Origin of the sequence: Pedobacter planticolens (genome assembly GCF_014172375.1) — a bacterium.
Classification (GTDB): domain Bacteria; phylum Bacteroidota; class Bacteroidia; order Sphingobacteriales; family Sphingobacteriaceae; genus Pedobacter; species Pedobacter planticolens.
Map to the genome: position 1 here is coordinate 269,110 of NZ_WNXD01000001.1, position 20,112 is coordinate 289,221.

Annotated in this window: 19 protein-coding genes and 1 tRNA gene; 5 read left to right on the forward strand and 15 right to left on the reverse strand. The window is 33.4% G+C overall.

What is annotated here, in order from left to right:
• Position 1: 1 nt before the first annotated feature.
• The 6 genes from ilvN to atpD form a co-directional block, all read right to left on the reverse strand.
• Positions 2–637, reverse strand: a complete 636-nt coding sequence (ilvN, locus tag GM921_RS01120) for an acetolactate synthase small subunit (protein ID WP_182920775.1) — start codon at positions 635–637, stop codon at positions 2–4.
• Positions 638–660: 23 nt separating this feature from the next.
• Positions 661–2,412, reverse strand: a complete 1,752-nt coding sequence (gene ilvB / locus GM921_RS01125) for a biosynthetic-type acetolactate synthase large subunit (protein ID WP_182920776.1) — start codon at positions 2,410–2,412, stop codon at positions 661–663.
• Positions 2,413–2,456: 44 nt separating this feature from the next.
• Positions 2,457–4,142 carry a dihydroxy-acid dehydratase gene (gene ilvD / locus GM921_RS01130; protein ID WP_182920777.1) on the reverse strand — a complete coding sequence of 562 codons (1,686 nt, stop codon included), beginning with the start codon at positions 4,140–4,142 and terminating at the stop codon, positions 2,457–2,459.
• Positions 4,143–4,200: 58 nt separating this feature from the next.
• Positions 4,201–5,091: a branched-chain amino acid transaminase gene (locus GM921_RS01135; RefSeq protein WP_182920778.1), complete on the reverse strand. Its 891-nt coding sequence runs from the start codon at positions 5,089–5,091 to the stop codon at positions 4,201–4,203.
• An 831-nt stretch (positions 5,092–5,922) separates the two neighbouring features.
• Complete coding sequence (gene atpC, locus GM921_RS01140) at positions 5,923–6,168, reverse strand: ATP synthase F1 subunit epsilon (protein ID WP_182920779.1); 246 nt, start codon at positions 6,166–6,168, stop codon at positions 5,923–5,925.
• A 116-nt stretch (positions 6,169–6,284) separates the two neighbouring features.
• Complete coding sequence (gene atpD, locus GM921_RS01145; RefSeq protein WP_182920780.1) at positions 6,285–7,787, reverse strand: F0F1 ATP synthase subunit beta; 1,503 nt, start codon at positions 7,785–7,787, stop codon at positions 6,285–6,287.
• Positions 7,788–8,254: 467 nt separating this feature from the next.
• Here atpD and GM921_RS01150 point away from each other — a divergent pair, with 467 nt between their 5' ends.
• The 5 genes from GM921_RS01150 to obgE all read left to right on the forward strand — a co-directional run bounded on the left by GM921_RS01150 (position 8,255) and on the right by obgE (position 11,626).
• A complete protein-coding gene (locus GM921_RS01150) occupies positions 8,255–9,163 on the forward strand; it encodes an SDR family oxidoreductase (protein ID WP_182920781.1) in 909 nt (302 codons plus the stop codon).
• A gap of 106 nt (positions 9,164–9,269) precedes the next feature.
• On the forward strand, positions 9,270–9,734 hold the full coding sequence (locus GM921_RS01155) for a redoxin domain-containing protein (RefSeq protein ID WP_182920782.1): 465 nt from the start codon (positions 9,270–9,272) through the stop codon (positions 9,732–9,734).
• Positions 9,735–9,844: 110 nt separating this feature from the next.
• Positions 9,845–9,921, forward strand: a tRNA-Arg gene (locus GM921_RS01160).
• A 63-nt stretch (positions 9,922–9,984) separates the two neighbouring features.
• On the forward strand, positions 9,985–10,554 hold the full coding sequence (locus GM921_RS01165; protein ID WP_182920783.1) for an adenylate kinase: 570 nt from the start codon (positions 9,985–9,987) through the stop codon (positions 10,552–10,554).
• A gap of 73 nt (positions 10,555–10,627) precedes the next feature.
• On the forward strand, positions 10,628–11,626 hold the full coding sequence (gene obgE / locus GM921_RS01170) for a GTPase ObgE (protein WP_182920784.1): 999 nt from the start codon (positions 10,628–10,630) through the stop codon (positions 11,624–11,626).
• Here the strand turns inward: obgE and GM921_RS01175 are convergent, their stop codons facing one another.
• Genes GM921_RS01175 through GM921_RS01215 form a run of 9 tightly spaced genes read right to left on the reverse strand, consistent with a single transcriptional unit; the run spans position 11,627 to position 20,111 of the window.
• Entirely contained in the window at positions 11,627–12,181 is a 555-nt protein-coding gene (locus GM921_RS01175; protein ID WP_182920785.1) for a WcaF family extracellular polysaccharide biosynthesis acetyltransferase, read from the reverse strand. It lies immediately after the preceding gene.
• A complete protein-coding gene (gene xrtY, locus GM921_RS01180; protein ID WP_182920786.1) occupies positions 12,174–12,776 on the reverse strand; it encodes an exosortase Y in 603 nt (200 codons plus the stop codon). Before xrtY ends, GM921_RS01175 begins: the two co-directional genes overlap by 8 nt.
• A 20-nt stretch (positions 12,777–12,796) precedes the next feature.
• Positions 12,797–13,657: a glycosyltransferase family 2 protein gene (locus GM921_RS01185; RefSeq protein WP_182920787.1), complete on the reverse strand. Its 861-nt coding sequence runs from the start codon at positions 13,655–13,657 to the stop codon at positions 12,797–12,799.
• A gap of 3 nt (positions 13,658–13,660) precedes the next feature.
• Positions 13,661–14,284, reverse strand: coding sequence for a class I SAM-dependent methyltransferase (locus GM921_RS01190; protein WP_182920788.1), 624 nt, complete (start codon positions 14,282–14,284; stop codon positions 13,661–13,663).
• A complete protein-coding gene (locus GM921_RS01195; RefSeq protein WP_182920789.1) occupies positions 14,285–15,439 on the reverse strand; it encodes an XrtY-associated glycosyltransferase XYAG1 in 1,155 nt (384 codons plus the stop codon).
• Positions 15,402–16,859, reverse strand: a complete 1,458-nt coding sequence (locus tag GM921_RS01200; protein WP_394354289.1) for an exosortase Y-associated Wzy-like protein — start codon at positions 16,857–16,859, stop codon at positions 15,402–15,404. Before GM921_RS01200 ends, GM921_RS01195 begins: the two co-directional genes overlap by 38 nt.
• Positions 16,846–18,009, reverse strand: a complete 1,164-nt coding sequence (locus tag GM921_RS01205) for a glycosyltransferase family 4 protein (protein WP_182920791.1) — start codon at positions 18,007–18,009, stop codon at positions 16,846–16,848. The genes GM921_RS01200 and GM921_RS01205 overlap by 14 nt, the downstream gene beginning before the upstream one ends.
• Positions 18,002–18,823 (reverse strand): FkbM family methyltransferase, encoded by an 822-nt coding sequence (locus GM921_RS01210; RefSeq protein ID WP_182920792.1) that lies wholly within the window; start codon positions 18,821–18,823, stop codon positions 18,002–18,004. The genes GM921_RS01205 and GM921_RS01210 overlap by 8 nt, the downstream gene beginning before the upstream one ends.
• 1 nt (position 18,824) lies before the next feature.
• Positions 18,825–20,111: a glycosyltransferase gene (locus tag GM921_RS01215; protein ID WP_235969755.1), complete on the reverse strand. Its 1,287-nt coding sequence runs from the start codon at positions 20,109–20,111 to the stop codon at positions 18,825–18,827.
• Position 20,112: the final 1 nt, after the last annotated feature.

Sequence of the window (20,112 nt, forward strand, 5' to 3'; positions counted from 1 at the left end):
ATTACATTGTAAATATTTTTGCGCCTTTTTCTAAAAACTCATTTTCTACCAATTCTTCACCTGGCTCAATAGCTTCAAATTCCTTCAATTTTTCGTGGAAACCTGCACTATCTTTTATAATTGCAATTCTTGCACTACGTACAAATTCAATTAATTCGTAAGGTTCTAATGCTTTTATTAAAGCATCTGTTTCTTCTTTATGACCAGTTACCGCAAAAACAGTATAATCTTTACGAATAACTACCGCACTTGCACCATATTGTCTTAACAAACGCTCAACAGTTACTTTTTCTGCAATTTCATCTGTCGATACTTTGTAAAGTGCTAGTTCTTGCCAAATAATTTCATCGTTCGTATTAAAATATACTTTTAACACCTCAATTTGTTTTTCAATCTGACGAGCCAATTTTCTAACTACTTCGTAACCTTCGTGAATCACAATATTAAAGCGGTGAATGCCTTCAATTTCAGATGGAGAAGTATTTAAACTCTCAATGTTTATTTTCCTTTTAGAAAAAATAATAGCAATTCTGTTTAATAAACCAATGCGATTTTCTGCATAAACGGTTATAGTATATTCTTCTTTCCCATCAATTAAAGGGGCACTTTTATTCTCGAAATGATCTATTGTACTCATTTTATTCTCTTTTAATTGCTCAATTATTTCAACCTTATTTCACTTACGCTGCAACCTTGTGGTACCATCGGGAAAACGTTGTTTTCTCTTCCAACCATTACTTCCAGTAAGTAAGAGCCTTCGTGATTTATCATCGTTTCCAAAGCTGTTCTTAGGTTTGCACGTTCGTTAACCATTTGCCCATCTATATAATAAGCTTTTGCCAATGCTACAAAATCAGGACTGGTAATGTTCACAAATGAATAGCGTTTATCGTGAAATAATTGTTGCCACTGACGAACCATTCCTAAAAAGCGATTATTTAAAATCAGAATTTTTACAGCTGCACCGAATTGCATAATCGTACCTAATTCTTGTGGTGTCATTTGGAAACCGCCATCGCCAATTATAGCAATAACTGTTTTGTCTGGTGCGCCATATTTAGCGCCAATTGCTGCAGGTAAACCAAAACCCATGGTACCTAATCCACCAGAAGTGATATTACTACGTGTGTTGTTAAATTTAGCATAACGGCATGCAACCATTTGGTGTTGACCAACATCCGTAACAATTACGGCATCGCCACCACAAATTTCGTTGATGTTGCGCAATACTTCGCCCATGGTCATTTCATCTCCAGTTGGGTAAAGCTCTGGCGTAATTACTTGATCTATTTCTTGTTGATTGTAATCTCTAAATTTAGCTAACCAATCTTCGTGTTTATTTTCATTTACCAAATTGGTTAATAATGGCAAAGTTTCTTTACAATCGCCCCAAACGCCAACATCTGCTTTCACATTTTTATCAATTTCGGCAGGATCAATATCTAAATGAATAACTTTGGCCTGCTTCGCATATTTATCTAAACGACCAGTTACACGATCATCGAAACGCATTCCTATAGCAATTAAAACATCGCATTCGTTGGTTAAAACATTCGGGCCATAATTTCCATGCATGCCCAACATACCCACATTTAAAGGATGAGAAGTTGGAATTGCACCTTCGCCCATAATTGTCCAAGCAGCTGGAATTCCACTTTTATTAATAAACGCTTTAAATTCTTCTTCGGCTTTGCCTAAAACAACTCCTTGACCAAACAATATAAATGGTTTTTTAGCAGAATTAATTAATGCTGCCGCTTCTTCAATATATTGTATTCTAACTTTTGGTTTTGGACGATAACTGCGAATATGATTGCACTTTACGTATTCAGGAAACTCTTCGATTTGTAACTGTGCGTTTTTAGTAATGTCGATTAAAACAGGGCCTGGTCTTCCACTTTTAGCGATATGAAATGCTTTTGCTAAAACTTCTTGAATTTCATTTGCATCGGTAACTTGATAATTCCATTTGGTAACGGGCGTAGTAATATTAATTACATCCGTTTCTTGAAAAGCATCAGTTCCTAATAAATGAGCAAAAACTTGTCCTGTAATACAAACTAGGGGAGTACTGTCAATTTGAGCATCTGCTAAACCGGTTACCAAGTTTGTTGCCCCTGGGCCGCTAGTTGCAAAAACAACACCAACCTCGCCACTTGCTCTAGCAAAACCTTGAGCCGCGTGAATTCCACCTTGCTCGTGACGCACCAAAATATGTTTTAATTTATCTGCATAATCATATAATGCATCGTAAATTGGCATAATTGCACCACCTGGATAACCAAAAATGGTGTGTACACCTTCTTCAATTAATCCATTTAGAAGAACTTGTGAGCCAGTTCCCTTGAAAATTTTTGTTGAGGTTTCTGCTTTAGCCTCAGTTGTTGGTATTGTTTCTTGTGCAGTTTCCATAGTCTTTATTCTAAATTCTTTAGCTTCTTAATTCCTTTTGTGAGTTATAAGTATTCGTCTGTAACACAACCATTTGCTGCGTCTGAAACTGTTTTGGCATATTTATAAAGTACACCTTTAGTAACTTTTAAGGCAGGTTGTTTATATTTCTTTCTTCGCTCTGCGATAATTTCTTCACTCACTTGTAAGCTGATGATATTATTCACAGCGTCGATTAAAATTGGATCATCATTCTCTACTAAACCGATTAAACCACCTTTATAGGCTTCAGGGGTTATATGGCCAACAACGAAACCATGAGTACCGCCAGAGAAACGGCCATCGGTAATTAGCGCAATTGATTTACCTAAACCAGCACCGATAATCAGCGAGGTTGGCTTTAACATTTCTGGCATACCAGGAGCACCAACTGGCCCTTCATTTTTAATCACTACTACATCACCTGGTTTAATTCTGCCAGAAGAAATTCCCGCAACTAAATCACGCTCACCATCAAATACACGAGCTGGCCCTTCAAATTTCTCTCCCTCTTTTCCAGATATTTTTGCAACTGAACCTTTTTCTGCCAAGTTTCCATAAAGGATTTGTAAATGGCCTGTAGCTTTAAGTGGTTCGCTTAATTTTTTAATGATTTTCTGGTCATAATCCATAACCGATTTCACATCAGCTAAATTTTCCGCTACAGTTTTTCCAGTTACGGTCAAACAATCGCCATGTAATAAACCCTCATTCAATAAATATTTCATCACAGCTGGAATACCACCATATTGATGTAAATCTTGCATTAAGTATTTGCCGCTTGGTTTAAAATCGGCAAGAACAGGTGTTACATCACTCATTTTTTGGAAATCATCTTGCGTAATTTCTACGCCAACCGATTTTCCAATCGCAATAAAATGTAACACCGCATTTGTACTTCCACCTAAGATAATGATAGAACGAATTGCATTTTCAAATGCTTTCCTCGTCATAATATCAGATGGTTTTATATCTTTTTCTAAAAGGATTTTAATGTATTTTCCAGCATCCAAACACTCTTGTTTTTTCTCTTCACTTACTGCCGGATTTGAAGAAGAATAAGGCAAGCTCATACCTAAAGCTTCAATTGCAGCTGCCATTGTATTTGCAGTGTACATACCACCACATGCACCTGCACCCGGACAAGTATGCTTAATAATTCCTTGATAATCTTCTTCAGAAAGGTTGCCACAGATTTTTTGCCCTAAGGCTTCAAACGCAGAAACAATGTTTAATTCTTCTCCTTTATAATATCCTGGAGCAATTGTTCCTCCATAAACCATAATCGAAGGACGATCTAAACGAGCCATAGCCATAATTGCACCTGGCATATTTTTATCACAACCTGGAATTGCGATTATGCCATCATAATATTGACCACCACAAATAGTTTCGATACTATCGGCAATTACATCACGACTAACTAATGAATAACGCATACCATCGGTACCATTGCTCATACCATCACTTACGCCAATGGTATTAAAAACCAATCCAACTAAATCATTTTTCCAGACACCGGCTTTCACATCTTTAGCTAAATCGTTAAGATGCATATTGCAGGTGTTACCATCGTAACCCATACTTGCAATTCCAACTTGTGCTTTTGCCATATCCGCATCGGTTAATCCGATTCCGTATAACATGGCTTGTGCTGCTGGTTGGGTTGGGTCTTGTGTAAATGTTTTACTGTATTTATTGATTTCGTTCATTTCTATTTATTCAATTGGTTCATTAGTTCACTTGTTCATTAGGTCGCCTGTCTGAAACCTAAATTATCACCTCGTAATTTACTTTTTCTAACACTAAATTTTTATAAGCTCGTTGTATTGTAGCGCCAATACTATCATTCCATTTTTGTTTATAAACTACATCATCAATGGTATGAATGCCGATAATTTCAGTTGCTGTACCACAGAAAAATGCACTATCTGCTTTTTTTAATTCAGCAACGCTGATGGTTTTTTCTATAACTTCGATATCTAACACATTACATAATTCGATAACTGTATTGCGTGTTATTCCTGCTAAGATATTTCCTAAACTAGGGGTATATAATTTTCCGTTTTTCTCAATGAAGATGTTAGCTCCTGGAGCTTCGGCTACATTTTCATTCATATCTAATAACAATGCTTCATCAAATCCTTTGCTTTTTGCATCTGTAGTAGCCAAAATGGAGTTTACATAATGCCCGCTAATTTTAGCTTCAACAAAAGTTGATTTGGGATTTGGTCTTTGAAAAGGAGAAACGCAAACTTTTAATTGTTTGTTGCCTAAATAAGCGCCCCATTCCCACGCACAAATCATAATTGATGCTTCTTGTGGAGCAATCAACGTCATGTTTGGCTCGCAATACACTAAGGGACGGATATAGGCATCCTTCAAATTATTCAATTCTAATAATTTATAGGTTTGTTTAATTAGTTCATTTTTATCCCATGGAAATGGAATATTAACTAACTCGCAAGAACGTTGCAACCTATCGTAGTGTTCTTTTATTTTAAATACTCGAGTAGCGTTATGAGTTTTATAAGCTCTTATGCCTTCAAAAGCTGCAAAACCATAATGTAACGACTGACCGTATAAGTCTGTTTTCATTTCTTCGGCTTTTTCAAACCGGCCGTTTACATAAATTACTGTGTTAGAATTGTAGTATTGCATTTTAATTTTTTTATTTAAAAAAAGCGTCCCTTTTAATTGGGACGCTTTAGGTATATTTTGAGTATTAAATATTCATTTTATAGCGACCCCTGCTGCTTACTTAGTAGCAGAATAATAGCAATAAGAATGACATATAAAGTAGACGTATTGTCTGCTCTATTTGCTAAACTTAAACTAAAATATTTAGGGTTGTACATTGTCATTGTTTTATAAAACCAATTTAGTTTTTGGTTCATAAACTAGCAATAGCAAATGAAAAATAATTAAAAAAAAATATTATTTTGATTTTTATAATAATACGGAATTAAATATCTATTTATTATACTAATTCGATGTATATGGTGGTGATAGGTAGACTAAATATGATTTCGGTATTCGGTATGTTTATTATGCTTGCATTGTAAATTGATGATTTTCTGCTTAAAATTCAAAAAATACTAGAAAAACTACTCAAATTTATCTCTTTTGAAGCGCAAATTCCTGCAATTATTTTAGACAATCCTGCCATTCACTTTACGTCGCTTCGCTAGTGTTCGTTTCTGTCAGGGCTATATAATTGGGGTTTGTGTAAGGAAACTTAAATAGTAGCACAGCATTAGGTGAAATAAACCTCATTGCAGCGGTATACTTTTCGTGTCAGGGCCAACTTTGTGGAAGGAACGAAAAGATTTAGCGGAAAGGAGGAGTGTCGTTAAAATGAAATACTAGTTTTGCTTTTCAAATTATAACATTAAGAGATTAAGAAGTACTAAGGTTAATTTTCTTAAAGTTGAAAAACAAAAAAAGCCTTTCCGAATTACGGAAAGGCTTTTAAGTTATTTTGATAAAAGCTTAAGCTACTACTGCTTCTGCTAAAACTATAATTTTATTGTCCAGAACTTCAACTACACCACCTTTAATATTAAAGGTATTTTCGCCGTTAGCATCTTTAATAATTACTAAACCATCTTCTAAAGTAGAGATAATAGGAGCGTGGCCTCTTAAAATTTGAAAAGAACCTAAAGTTCCAGGAACGGTAACTGAAGTTACATCGCCTTCGAAAACTTTTTTATCTGGAGTTAATATTTCTAAAGTCATTCTTTTAGTAGTTAGTATTTAGTAATTAGTATTTAGACCAATCCACCAAATAAATTAATGAGATAGTACTTAGGCTAGAGAAACTTATCTTTATACTAAGTACTAACTACTATATACTAGTTAGATTCTGCTAATAATTTTTTACCTTTTTCGATAGCTTCTTCAATGCTACCAACTAAGTTAAATGCAGCTTCTGGATATTCATCAACTTCACCATCCATAATCATATTAAATCCTTTGATGGTATCTTTAATGTCAACCAACACACCTTTTAAGCCTGTAAATTGCTCAGCTACGTGGAAAGGTTGAGATAAGAAACGTTGAACACGACGAGCTCTTGATACCACTAATTTATCTTCCTCAGATAATTCGTCCATACCTAAAATCGCAATGATATCTTGTAATTCTTTATAACGTTGTAAAGTTTCTTTCACACGTTGAGCTGTATTGTAATGCTCATCGCCTAAAACAGCAGGAGAAAGGATACGTGAAGTAGAATCTAGAGGATCTACCGCAGGATAAATACCTAACTCAGCAATTTTACGAGAAAGTACTGTAGTTGCATCTAAGTGGGCAAAAGTTGTAGCCGGTGCAGGGTCAGTTAAATCATCCGCAGGTACGTATACCGCTTGTACTGAAGTAATTGAACCACGTTTAGTTGAAGTAATACGCTCTTGCATTAAACCCATTTCGGTTGCCAATGTTGGTTGGTAACCTACCGCAGATGGCATACGACCTAATAGTGCCGATACCTCAGAACCTGCTTGAGTGAAACGGAAGATGTTATCAACGAAGAAAAGGATATCTTTTCCAGCGCCTTCGCCATCACCATCACGGAAATATTCTGCAACTGTTAATCCTGATAAGGCTACACGAGCACGTGCACCAGGAGGTTCGTTCATTTGACCGAATACCAACGTTGCTTTTGATTCTTTTAATTTTTCTGTATCAACGGTTTTTAAATCCCATCCACCTTTTTCCATTGAGTGTAAGAATTCATCACCATAGTTAATTACACCAGATTCGATAAACTCACGCAATAAATCGTTACCCTCACGAGTACGCTCACCCACACCAGCAAATACTGATAAACCAGCATAAGCTTTAGCGATATTGTTTACCAATTCCATGATTAGTACAGTTTTACCTACACCAGCACCACCGAATAATCCAATTTTACCACCTTTTGCATAAGGCTCTAACAAATCGATAACTTTAATACCAGTAAATAGTACTTCAGTTTCTGTAGAAAGATCTTCAAAACGAGGAGGAGCATTGTGAATTGGGCGACCACCAGTTTTATCAACCGCTGTGATACCGTCAATTGCATCTCCAACTACGTTAAACAAACGACCTTTAATTTGATCTCCAACAGGCATTTTGATAGGTGCACCAGTATCTACTGCATCCATACCACGAACCAAACCATCTGTCGAGTCCATCGAGATGGCACGTACACGGTCTTCACCAAGGTGTTGTTGAACTTCCAAAACGATCTTTTGTCCGTTTTCTTTTGTAATCTCTAATGCAGAGAAAATTTTAGGTAAATGAGCATCGTTAGCAAAACTTACGTCAACTACCGGTCCTATAATCTGCGCTATTTTTCCAATGTTAGGCATATACTGTTTTTGATAAAATTATAAAAATCAAAATGTTAAAGGCGTTTTTACACGCTTGTATTTCGGTCTGCAAAGCTATGATTTTTCAACTTAAATTTTATATATAAATAAAAAATTTTTCAACAGAATTTTTGCGTATTGTTTTTAATAGTAAAAACGATATGAAATCGTTTAATCAAGCGCCTAATTTATTGCTCAAGATGGCTACTTCTTTAAATCATATTTAATTCGGGTTTCAGTCGTACTTAGTTCGGATTCAATTGTCACAAGTCCGAACCAACCCCGAACTAACTCCGTCTAAAGCGCGTTTGAACAATTACCATTTTACGACATTTTTAGGATGTCTTATTAATGGAATTAAGGTTACAATAAGAAATTATATTACTGCTTGTTTATAATTAAGTTTGAAGTAATTTGAATATGAATGTTTGGATAGCGTAATTTGTGGCAAGAATAAAAAACGATTCATGAAAACCATATTAGTAACAGGGAGTAATGGGCTTTTGGGGCAAAAAATTACTGAGAAAATTTTAAAAGAAGGTGGCGTAAATTTGATAGCTACTTCAAAAGGAGAAAACCGTTTTCCTGTTAAGGATGGCTATATATATGCCGATATGGATATCTTAAATCCAGATGAAGTAAGAAAGGTTATTGAAAAATATAAACCTGATGCAATTATTCATACAGCTGCAATGACAAATGTGGATACTTGTGAAGATCAAAAAGAGTTGGCATTCGCATTAAATGTAGAAGCGGTAATCACTTTAATTGCAGTTTGTGAACAACATGATATTCAGTTAGTGCATTTATCAACCGATTTTATATTTGATGGAGAGGATGGGCCTTATGCTGAAGAAGCGGCACCAAACCCATTAAGTTATTACGGAGAAACGAAATTACTGGCAGAAGAGGCTATTAAAAATTCGCATTGCAAGTGGGCAATTCTTCGTACCATTATTGTATACGGTATTGTAAGTGATATGAGCAGAAGCAATATTGTGCTTTGGGCAAAAGGAGCATTAGAAAAAGGTCATCCTCTAAATATTGTTAACGATCAATGGCGCATGCCAACTTTGGCTGAAGATTTAGCCGATGGTTGTTTGTTAGCAGTTTCACATCATGCTCAAGGCGTGTATAATATTTCTGGAAAAGATATGATGAGTATTTCTGAATTGGTTGCTCGCGTAGCGGATTTTTGGAATTTGGATAAAAGTTTAATTAATGAAATTAGTGCAGCTACTTTAAATCAAACTGCAAAACGACCAGCTTGTACTGGATTTATTTTAGACAAAGCAATGACGGAATTAAATTATCAACCGCATAGCTTTGAGGAAGGGTTGGTGATTTTGAATCAACAGCTAAAAGGAAGAAATTAATTAGTCATTAGTTCAGTAGCGTCATTAGTTCATTGGGTCTAACTTTGAATACAAATGAGCAAATGAACCAATGAACAATTTAATAAATAACAATTAAACAAAAGATATGTCATTAAAAGTTGGCGATAAAGCCCCAGATTTTAAATTAGTTAGCTCAGAATTAAAAGAGGTTTCATTAAGTGATTACAAAGGAAAAAAATTGGTTTTGCACTTTTTTCCCTTAGCATTTACTGGAACCTGTACAACGCAACTATGTACTATGAGAGATAGTTTTGGTTATTATGAAGGTATGAATGCTGCCGTTGTTGCCATATCTGTTGATTCTCCTTTTGCTTTAGGTAAATTTAAAGAAGAACAATTTTATCAATTTCCTTTGTTATCTGATTTTAACAAGGAAATATCTCAAGCCTATGGTACATTTTATGAAGAATTTGTGCTTAATTTAAAAGGTGTGTCTAAAAGATCAGCTTTTGTAATTGATGAAGAAGGAATAATTAAGTATGCAGAAGTTTTAGAAGTAGCAACAGATTTACCTGATTTTGAAGCAATTAAAAAAGTAATAGCTGGTTAGTTAACTAAGTGCCGAAAGTGTTAATTTCAATTATTCAATAAAAAAATTGTTAAATTGAATTTCAAGCGTTACTTTTGCAATCCGTTAACCACACGGAAATATTAACTTTCGCATTTGTAGCTCAATTGGATAGAGCATCTCACTACGGATGAGAAGGTTTGGGGTTCGAATCCCTACAAGTGCACCAATTTTACATGAAGCCTTGCAGCCAACAGGCGGTAAGGCTTTTTAAATTTTAAAGCCATCCTTAATGCTGAATTTTGTTCTTTTTGGCCCTCCAGGTGCAGGCAAAGGCACCCAATCTGAGAAACTGATTAACAAGTATCAGTTAGTACATATTTCTACTGGAGATCTTTTTAGAGCACATATTAAAAATCAAACTGCTTTAGGTAAAAGAGTAAGTAAATTGATTGCCGAAGGAGAATTAGTGCCAGATAAGATTACTATTGACATGTTAGAGGAAGAAATTGATAAAAATCCAACTGCAAAAGGATTTGTATTTGATGGTTTTCCTAGAACTATTCCTCAGGCAGCGGAGTTGGATAAGTTTTTAGAAGAAAAAGGAAGTAAGATTGATGGTGTTATTGCATTAGATGTTGATAAAGATGAGTTGGTTAAACGTGTAGCTTTACGTCAAAAAGAAACAGGTAGATTAGATGATCAAGCAGAGAAATCTCAAAAAAGAATTGATGAGTATTTTAACAAAATCATTCTAGTTTTGCCTTATTATGATGAGCAAAAAAAGTTAACCAAAATTAACGGTATTGGTAATATCGATGATGTTTTTAACAACCTTTGCGCTGTTATAGATAAGTATTAAAATATAAAATAGATAAAGATAGCGGGAAAGATTGTTCAGTTCTTCCCGCTTTTTTGTTTTTAAATAAATTGTTATGTCACAGGGATCAAATTTTGTAGATTACGTAAAAATATGTTGCCGTTCTGGTAAAGGAGGAGCTGGTTCTGCACATTTGCACCGTGATAAATTGACTTCAACAGGTGGACCAGATGGTGGAGATGGCGGAAGAGGTGGACATATTATTTTAAGAGGAAACTCTCAGTTTTGGACTTTACTTCACTTAAAATACCGTAAGCATATTATTGCTGAGGATGGATTGAGTGGTGGAAGTAGTCAAAAAACTGGAAAAACTGGGAAAGACGAAATTTTAGAAGTTCCACTTGGAACTATTGCCCGTGATTCAGAAACTGGAGATGTTTTATTCGAAATTACTGAAGACGGAGAAACAAAAATTTTAACTCCTGGAGGAAGAGGCGGATTAGGAAACTGGCATTTTAAAACTCCGACTTTACAAACTCCACGTTTTGCACAACCCGGTGAAGCAGGAAAAGAAGAGTGGATGGTTTTAGAGTTGAAAGTATTGGCAGATGTAGGTTTAGTAGGCTTTCCGAATGCTGGAAAATCAACTTTGTTATCTGTTTTATCAGCAGCTAAACCAGAAATTGCCGATTATCCGTTTACTACTTTAGTGCCTAATCTGGGTATTGTTTCTTATCGTAACGGAAAATCTTTTGTAATGGCCGATATTCCTGGAATTATTGAGGGAGCATCGAAGGGAAAGGGATTAGGATTTAGATTTTTACGCCATATAGAACGTAATTCTGTTTTGCTTTTTATGGTGCCCGCAGATACGAGTAGAAGCATTAAAGAAGAATATGAAATTCTGAAAAATGAATTACAACAGTTCAATTCAGAGTTAATGCAAAAACCTCATTTGTTGGCTATTACAAAATCAGATATGTTAGATGAGGAGTTGAAAGCTGAGATGAAGGCAGATTTACCTAAAATCCCTACGATATTTATTTCGGCCGTTGCCCAACAAGGTATTACCGAATTAAAAGATATGTTGTGGAAGGCGATTAATGAAGAATAATTAGTCTATAACTCTATCTTTCACTTTACTAGCTGGATTACCCTGATAAATGGAATAGGCTTCCAAATTTGTGGTTGCTACCGAGCCAACTGCAAGAACTGCATGTGATTTAGCAATAACACCTGGGCAAACTGTAGCTTTAGCACCTATCCAAACGCCATCTTCTAAAACAATTGGTTTTGTAATTAAATCAAACCCTGTTGTTTTATAATTATGATTGCCAGTTAATAACATTGCTTGTTGCGACACACATGCATTTTTGCCAATGTTAACCTCAGCTAAATTTTCAATTCTACATTCTGCCAACCAAGAATAATCGCCAATGGTTAATTTCCATGGATAATGAATATAAATGAAAGGTTTTATTCTTACATCTTTTCCAATTTTTGCGCCGAAAATTCTCAAAATAAATACTAAAACTGAGCTAAAAGGGATTAAACCAGATCGAAAAAAGAACATACTTGTAAAATACCAGCATACAATTTTTAACGAAGAAGCACCAGGATTAAAATCCTTTTTATCAAAATCCTTTTTAAGTTGGGTTTCTTTAGTCAATTTTTGTTTCAGTTTCTGATTTAACAATTGGAGTGTTATTCTGTTTTACCCAATAATAAAGTAGTATAAATACGATGATATAAACTAAAATATTGAATACTTCGTGATGGTATGCGAAATTTTCTCGTTGCGATTCAAAATAGCCTAATAGTACACCTAGTGCAACTATTCTTAACATATTCAGAATATAAATCATCATTAATCCATAAATAAGGAGTTTAATTTTCGATTTTAGTTTAGCAGGAAATGCAATTACAAAAGCCGCTAAAAAAGACATTACACCTAAACCTAAACACGAATAATTAATCCGTAAATGAGGGCCAGCTACAACCATTACATCCATTTCGTTGTGAATGGCGTAAAAACCAAATAATTTGATAATCCATACTGCTGGCACAATAAGTGCAGTTTTTAATCCTTGAATGTAATTGAAATGAGTGGAAATATATGCATTATAATAGCTACTTCCTTCATTCATCATGCTATTCATAAATAAATTGCCCTGACTAAATAGGAAATAAAAAAATAAGAGTTTTATTACAAAAAATATGGCGGTTTTATTAGCTTCTTTTTTGTTGTCGAGAGATTGATTCATACTTTGAGTTAATTTATAGCCTAATTTACAGTTTTAGATTTTATAATTTCTTTGATTTTCACATCAACAATTAACCTAAACCAAAAGCCTTGTAAAAAGTGAAATAATATACCTGTTGAACCATCTAAAATACCGAGTTTGTAAAACAATCGATAACTAAAATATAAAAAAGGTCTAAAGCCTAAAGGAAGTTTCCACCACAATCTTTTTAACCATGCATTCCTCTCATCTGGGCTACCCCAAAAATTAGGTTTTATAGTTTGATTACGCAAATTATTTAATCGCTCTACTTCTTCTTCAGCAATTAAATCACTATATCTGTTGTGTTTTGTTATCCAAAAACTGATTTTATTTTCCTTTAAATTTTCTTCTATAATATGGCCCTTTTTCCAAATTTCGGTTCGACCTGGAACAATAAAGCGATGATCCATATTTTCATTAAGATCTGAATATCCGATATTGGTTCTAAACATTTTGAGTAAATATTTAGGATAAAAACCTCCATGTTTAATCCATTTACCTTTAAAATAATTTTTTCGGTTGAAATAGATACCATTAATATTCGTGTAATTTTCGTCTTTGAAATTTTGCAACGACAAAAATAGCTCTGGAGTTACCATTTGATCAGCATCCAAACCGATAATCCATGGAGTTTGGATATCGAAATTTTTTAAGGCGAAATCCCATTGTTTAGGGTGATTTTCGAAAGGATTGATTTTAACGAACACTTGATGTTGTTTTGCTATATCCAAAGTTTTATCGGTACTACCTGAGTCTAAAATATAAATGGAAGCATTTAGCCCAGAAATTGAATCGAGCAATCTTGGAAGATGTTGTTCTTCATTATATGTTAAAATAATAAAACTGAAATCTATATTCATCAATTAAATGGTTGCTTTTATTACCATTGACATCCAAACATAAGGAATTCGGCCGCAGCCAACAAAATCTGTTACTTTAAAATCTTGTTCCACTAACAGTTGGCTAATTGTATTTTTAGACCAAAGTTTAATATGTCCACCATCCCAAAGTGGATTTGCATGCTGATCCCATTTTCCGGTTATGGCCAACAATAAATTTTTTATATACCCATGATAAGGTGTACTTAAAATAAGTTCGCCACCACCATTTTTGACTAAAATCTTTTTACAAAATTGAATAAATTTTCTAGGATCGTATAAATGCTCAATCACTTCTGTCGAAATAATGGTATCAAAATTGAGGTTAGCAAACTTCTCTGGGAGTTCATCTGTTGAAAGATCTTGAACTGCAAAACGTTCTTTAGAAAATGTTGAAGCTATTTTTATTCCTGTTTCAGAAGCATCGGTTCCATAGGCATTAAAACCAATTTCACTTAATTGTTTAACCAAAGCTCCATTACCACAACCTAAATCTAAAATAGTTTGATTGGTGTTTTTGTTTAATAACTTAATAATAGGTTGGGCAATGTATTGATGCGCATGAGTTGCATTTGCACTATGATAACCATAATCTTTGTAATCTGCCATTTAAATAACTTGTTTGTAAAACGTTATATACTTTTGAATTAGATTTTTTGGATCAAAATCTTCTGAAATTATTTTTGGTGCTTCTGCTCTAATTTTCAATCTACGATTAACATCATTATAAGCTAAAAGTAGGTTGTGCCTAATATCTTCTCTAGTTAAACTAGTTACCCAACCTAATTTTTTTTCTTTTACATAATCTGATAAACCAACCTCATTAGTAACTAAAACTGCTGTTCCAACACTTAAACTTTCAATAACTATATTGGCAAAATTTTCATTATATGAAGTTAAAACTAGTAAATGATGATCTGCAAGTAATTGAAATTTATCATTATTTGTTACTTGACCAACCCAGTTAATGTTTTTATCAAGCCTTAAACTTTCTGCTATAGTCTTTAAGCTTTTTACATATTCTTCTTCTCCAGATCCAGCTATAGTTAGCGTCCAATTAATTGTTAAGCCAACTAAGGCTTCAAGAAGTAATTCTAGCCCCTTTTTCTCTTCAATTCGAGATAAAAAAATGAGTTTAAAAACACTTTCTTGTTCTTGCATTTGAAAATCATTGCTTTCGGATAATTCTACAAGATTTGGAATTATGGCGATACTTTTTGGTGTTATAAATTGCAATATATCATGTTTTTCCTTTTCACTAGTTGCATGAATATGGCAATAGGCTAGTAGTTTTTTGCCCGTTGCAGCATGAATAATCGATTTAAAACCTGAATTTCTATTACCTAAAGTATAATTTGTAAGCATTCCTCGTGGTGATAAAATAACAGGAATATTATACCATTTGGCTATTTGGCAACTAAAAATGGAAACCAAGTTCCACCATGCGTGAATGTGTATTACTAGTTTATTGTTGTTTTGATTTTGTAGGATGATTTGTCTTAATTTTCTTAAAAGACTTGGCGAAAAATGAGTATGATCTTTGGTTAATCTTTGAAAATAAGTAACATTTACACCATTAACTTTTTGAGTTTTATTTGTGGCAACATTTAACTCAATTTTACCATTGGCAGTAGTTGTTAAAACTTCAATTTCTACTCCATTTTCAGTTAGTGCCTCACATAATTTAGCGACAGACATGGTTGGTCCACCGTAAATGTAGGCAGGCTTATACGCTGCTGTTATCTGCAGTATCTTTATAAACATCCAATTCTGTTATAGTATTTGACCTTTTTAATACCCAAAAAATGGCATACATAGCTATGTAGCCATAAAATATATTATTAAATAAAAATTCGAAGTTATTGCCTCGCCATAAATTTTGAAAAATAGCATTGAACATGACAATACAACCTAATTCATATCCACCAAACCATTCTTCGGCCTTGTTGCAAAGCCATTGGGTTAACCATCCATATAAAAAAATAGATATAAATACACCAATTAAACCTGCACTTACATATCCATCTACAACTGGTCGTGTTTTTGCTGACACAGTAGAACCTCTGTTAGCAACTCTCGCTTCATATACTCGCTGCATAGATACGGTTTCGGTTATAAATTTATTTGGCCAAAGAAATCTTGGAATAATAGCTAAGATGGAATTCTTGAAAATCTCTAAACCATAATAATCTCTTTCTGCGGGAATATGTTTCACAAATTTCGTAAACATACTAATTTCACTCAAACGATTAGTCAAAAACCCCCAATTCGTTTCATCAATTACTGGAGCATTATTGGTTAATAATGTATTAAATGCTTCTTTTCTTGCTTCCTCAGCAGTTTTTTGTCCAGACCATGATTGAGATCTTACTATACTTGCGAATGTTGGTAGTATATATAACAGAATATAAATTGTAGGTAACGCAAGGGTTAGAATAATTTTTTTATAGTAGGGATAGAGTAAAAAACTAATAATAATTACGTTGAGAATAATACTTTCTTTGTAACCAGTTAACGTTGAAGCTAAAAAATTAAAAACAAACAATCCTCCTCCAAAAATTATATAACCTCTTTTTCTTTGTACAATACCTCTTACAAACACTAAGGCGCTACAGGTAATTGAGATGTTAATTAAACCGTAAGAAAACTGTGAAATACTTGAAATTCGAGAAGCTGCGCCGCCTAAAAGATAACAAATGACACACAACCAGATTAGAAAAAAATCTAAATTTAGATTTAGCTTATGCTTGATAATTGGGAATTGTTTAATTTGAACAATTATACCCGTAACCAATGCGGCATGCGCCAATAATGACATGCGTTGACATTTGGCAATAAAATAAGTTTGTTCATTTACTCGAAAAGGTAGAAAACTTACTTTGTTAAAATATTCATACCCCATATGATCCATAAAGTAAAAAATGGAAGTAGTGCACATAAAGCCTGCAAAGATTAGCTGAATTAGCACTATTGGTCTCATTACCTGTTTGTTTAAAGGTAAATCATGAGGTATAAACTTTACTCTAGAAAACAGTGTCAGGTAAAAAATATAAAATGAACCTAACCATGCCACAAAATAAGAAACTACAGGATCTAGTTGGGTAATTACGGCCAAAAGCCACGGTACATAAACTAAAATGAGTACTTTTTGACGAGAAAAATTTGGGTATTTATCTGTTAACATACCTTACAATTGCGTTTACTTGTTCTTCAAAACTCCAATTTTGGATATATTTTAATGAATTTTCGCCCATTTTTTTTAACTCATATTTATCTTTTGTTAAAGCTATTAATTTTTGGATTAAATCTGTTAAATCTCTATGTTTAAACACACTTCCAGTTTTAGTTTGCACTAAATCTGAAGCACACCCTACTTTATCTGAGACTAATATTGGTTTTCCCGATGCCATTGCCTCATTTACTGCCAAGCCCCATGTTTCACTATTAGATGGAAGACAAAATAGATTGCAAGCTTGGTAAATAATTGGCATTTGTGTTTGGTTTTGAAAATCTAAAAAATGAATGTTCGCTGTTCTTTGGTCGCTGTTCGTTGTTTGGGTTTTTGCTCGCTCTTTTAAGTTCTCTTCTAGTTCTCCGTTACCTACAAATAATAAATGCACATTAATTAAATCTAGTCTTTTAATGGCTGAGAGTAATAGCTTTGGATTTTTAACAGGTTCTAATTTTCCTGCAAAAAGTATCAAAACTTCCTCTTCCTTAATTCGAAGTTGTTCCCTAAGTTTTAATGCTTCTTTATGCTTAAATTCCCCAAATCGTTTATTATCAATGGCATGTGGAGCAAAAATTAACTGTTCATCCTTTAGCCCATATTTTTTAAAATAAGCTTTATTCGCTGTACCTACATAAAATGCAGCATCAATGTGTTTATAAACCCAAGTTAAAAATAGGCTACGAAATAAATTTTTAAGACTAGATTTTTGATTCAATAAATTAGAATCTCCCCTAAAATAAACAGGAATCTTATTTTTAAAATATCGAATAATTTTTAAATGACTATTATACGCCCAACCGTAAATTAAAATTGCATCTGGCTGATAGTTTTTTATTTGTGCAATTGCATTTGGATTAACAATACCTTCAAAATGATGACTACCCTTATTTTTAGCCACATTTTCTAAAAATTCATACTCATAACCTTCCAATAATGGAATATCCCATTCAATTTTTTGTTTAAAACCGACATCATATTTTTCGAGAGAAGAATTACCAGCAGTATAAAATACCTTAATATCCGATTTTTTTGCAAGCAATTGAAATACAGGCGCATAATATTGGATAGGATGGGTACTGATAATTGCTAATTTCTTAGTCATTAGGTAGTGCTAAAATATTACCTGATTTAAGTTCATTAAAATTATCTAAAGCCATTGGGCCTTCTTGATAAATATGCATAAAGCGATAATTTAAGTCGGATAAAAGGGAGAAAATATAATCTTTAGCTAATCCAGTTTTTTTGTGATAATGAATGTCGTACTCAAATATAATTTTCGGTCTATTTTTTTTAATGGTTCCAAGCAAACCTTGAATCACAAAACTTTCATACCCTTCCACATCAATTTTAATAAAATCAACTTTTTCATCTCCAATAATTTCATCTCCAATGCAACACGTAATTAAGGTATCGCCACTTTGATCAAAAAGATTAAAAGTTCCAGGATTTGTGCTTTTTTCATCAACAACAATGCTAATTTGTTCGTTTTTATTTCCAAGAGCAATATTTTTAGTTTTAATATGATGAAAATTATTTAGGCTGATGTTATAATTAAGCGTTTTAAAATTATAAGGAACAGGTTCAAATGCTATAATTGAACCTTGCTCTCCAACTAATTCTGCAAAAAAAAGAGTATGAAACCCAATATTTGCACCAACATCTAAAACGCGATATCCTTTTTTGATTTGAGATTTGAATACATTTTTAAGAGCGGGTTCATAATTGCCAGTGTAAACTATTTTTGCACCAATCCATGTTGCAGTATCACAATTAATTTTAAAATTTCCTTGAATTGGTTTAACAGTACGCCATCCCTGATTTAGTTTATTTTTTTTAAATAGATAATTAAAAAGACGGTCTTGTCCTTTGAAAAATGGTCTTCTTAATATGATTCTAATTATGTTTTTTAATAACATTTTATTTATTAATCAATACTTCATTAAATAATTCAACTTGTGATTTTGTCAAAGATGAAGCCGTATAGAGTTCAAACGCTGTAAAGTTGGTTGGTATTGGTAGTTGTTTTTTTATGCTTGTAATATAACGATGTACTATTTGGTAAGCCTCATTTTGAGTGTCATTAAACGTAATTAAATCACCAGCATTACAATCTGTCATAATTCTTGCAGCACTACTCTCTTTATTAAAAATCCCTAGTAATTGCTTTTTTGCTAAAATATAAGGGTATAATTTAGAAGCGGTATAGCCACTGTCATTAGAACCGATTATAATTAAGCCATCAGCAGTAATCAATTGTTTAATACTTTCATAAAAACCAATCCGGTTTGTGTATTCTGTAACATAGTTAGAAATATTTGTTGCCTCCGCAATTGGGCTTATGGTAGCTATACCTTTGCCAGCCGGAGCATAACTCGTACCGATAAAATGAAAGTGAATGTTTTCAAATAGCTCTGGTTCATTTTCTAGTCCGATTTTGAATGCTTTAAACAAAATTTCTATCGCATCTCGCATATCATATCCACCTCTGCCAACATATACAAGATTGATTTGATCAGTTGAAGTGGTGTAATACAATTTTAGCCGCTCGTTATTTGTTTGAGCAATTTTAAAATCGAGTTCATTTGCACCAAAAGTGATCACTTTAGTTGGGACATTTGCCAAATTAGCATACCTATCTTTTAAGGTATTTATATATTTTTCTGATACACTAATTAAACCGTCTGCATTTTTCATGGCAATTGGCTCCAAGAATTTATGTAAACGATAAGAAAACCAATATTTTTTTGGTCGTTCTGATTTTGGCTTATTTTGATAATAATCACTATGCCAAGGATCCTGCATATCAATTACATAAGGAATGTTAAATTTATTTTTCCAGTAAGAACCCAAAACACATACAGGAAATTCCGTTGTAGAAAAATAAATTAAATCGATTTTTTTACTTCTTAATAATTGATTAACCTTTTTACGATAAAACCATAATGAACGCAATGCTAAGCTTCCAAGCCCAATTTTGCTAGTCCATTTTTTAGAAAAAGCATTTACTTTATGAATGATGATATGACTAGGAATTGATTCCATCAAAAGAGAATCCTTTACCATATCTACATAATTTTCATTGACGGTAACAACTTCGGCTTCCCATTCAAGTTCTTTAAAATAAGGCAAACTCATTCTAATGCGTTGCATGTCCGCAGCATTTGCAGGAGGAAAGTGAGGCGAAATGATAAGAACGCGTTTCAAT

Excerpts from the sequence above, each read along its gene's own strand:
- ilvN (WP_182920775.1), bottom strand. The coding sequence starts at position 637 with ATGAGTACAATAGATCATTTCGAGAATAAAAGTGCCCCTTTAATTGAT.
- ilvB (WP_182920776.1), bottom strand. The coding sequence starts at position 2,412 with ATGGAAACTGCACAAGAAACAATACCAACAACTGAGGCTAAAGCAGAA.
- ilvD (WP_182920777.1), bottom strand. The coding sequence starts at position 4,142 with ATGAACGAAATCAATAAATACAGTAAAACATTTACACAAGACCCAACC.
- GM921_RS01135 (WP_182920778.1), bottom strand. The coding sequence starts at position 5,091 with ATGCAATACTACAATTCTAACACAGTAATTTATGTAAACGGCCGGTTT.
- atpC (WP_182920779.1), bottom strand. The coding sequence starts at position 6,168 with ATGACTTTAGAAATATTAACTCCAGATAAAAAAGTTTTCGAAGGCGAT.
- atpD (WP_182920780.1), bottom strand. The coding sequence starts at position 7,787 with ATGCCTAACATTGGAAAAATAGCGCAGATTATAGGACCGGTAGTTGAC.
- GM921_RS01150 (WP_182920781.1), top strand. The coding sequence starts at position 8,255 with ATGAAAACCATATTAGTAACAGGGAGTAATGGGCTTTTGGGGCAAAAA.
- GM921_RS01155 (WP_182920782.1), top strand. The coding sequence starts at position 9,270 with ATGTCATTAAAAGTTGGCGATAAAGCCCCAGATTTTAAATTAGTTAGC.
- GM921_RS01165 (WP_182920783.1), top strand. The coding sequence starts at position 9,985 with ATGCTGAATTTTGTTCTTTTTGGCCCTCCAGGTGCAGGCAAAGGCACC.
- obgE (WP_182920784.1), top strand. The coding sequence starts at position 10,628 with ATGTCACAGGGATCAAATTTTGTAGATTACGTAAAAATATGTTGCCGT.
- xrtY (WP_182920786.1), bottom strand. The coding sequence starts at position 12,776 with ATGAATCAATCTCTCGACAACAAAAAAGAAGCTAATAAAACCGCCATA.
- GM921_RS01185 (WP_182920787.1), bottom strand. The coding sequence starts at position 13,657 with ATGAATATAGATTTCAGTTTTATTATTTTAACATATAATGAAGAACAA.
- GM921_RS01190 (WP_182920788.1), bottom strand. The coding sequence starts at position 14,284 with ATGGCAGATTACAAAGATTATGGTTATCATAGTGCAAATGCAACTCAT.
- GM921_RS01195 (WP_182920789.1), bottom strand. The coding sequence starts at position 15,439 with ATGTTTATAAAGATACTGCAGATAACAGCAGCGTATAAGCCTGCCTAC.
- GM921_RS01200 (WP_394354289.1), bottom strand. The coding sequence starts at position 16,859 with ATGTTAACAGATAAATACCCAAATTTTTCTCGTCAAAAAGTACTCATT.
- GM921_RS01205 (WP_182920791.1), bottom strand. The coding sequence starts at position 18,009 with ATGACTAAGAAATTAGCAATTATCAGTACCCATCCTATCCAATATTAT.
- GM921_RS01210 (WP_182920792.1), bottom strand. The coding sequence starts at position 18,823 with ATGTTATTAAAAAACATAATTAGAATCATATTAAGAAGACCATTTTTC.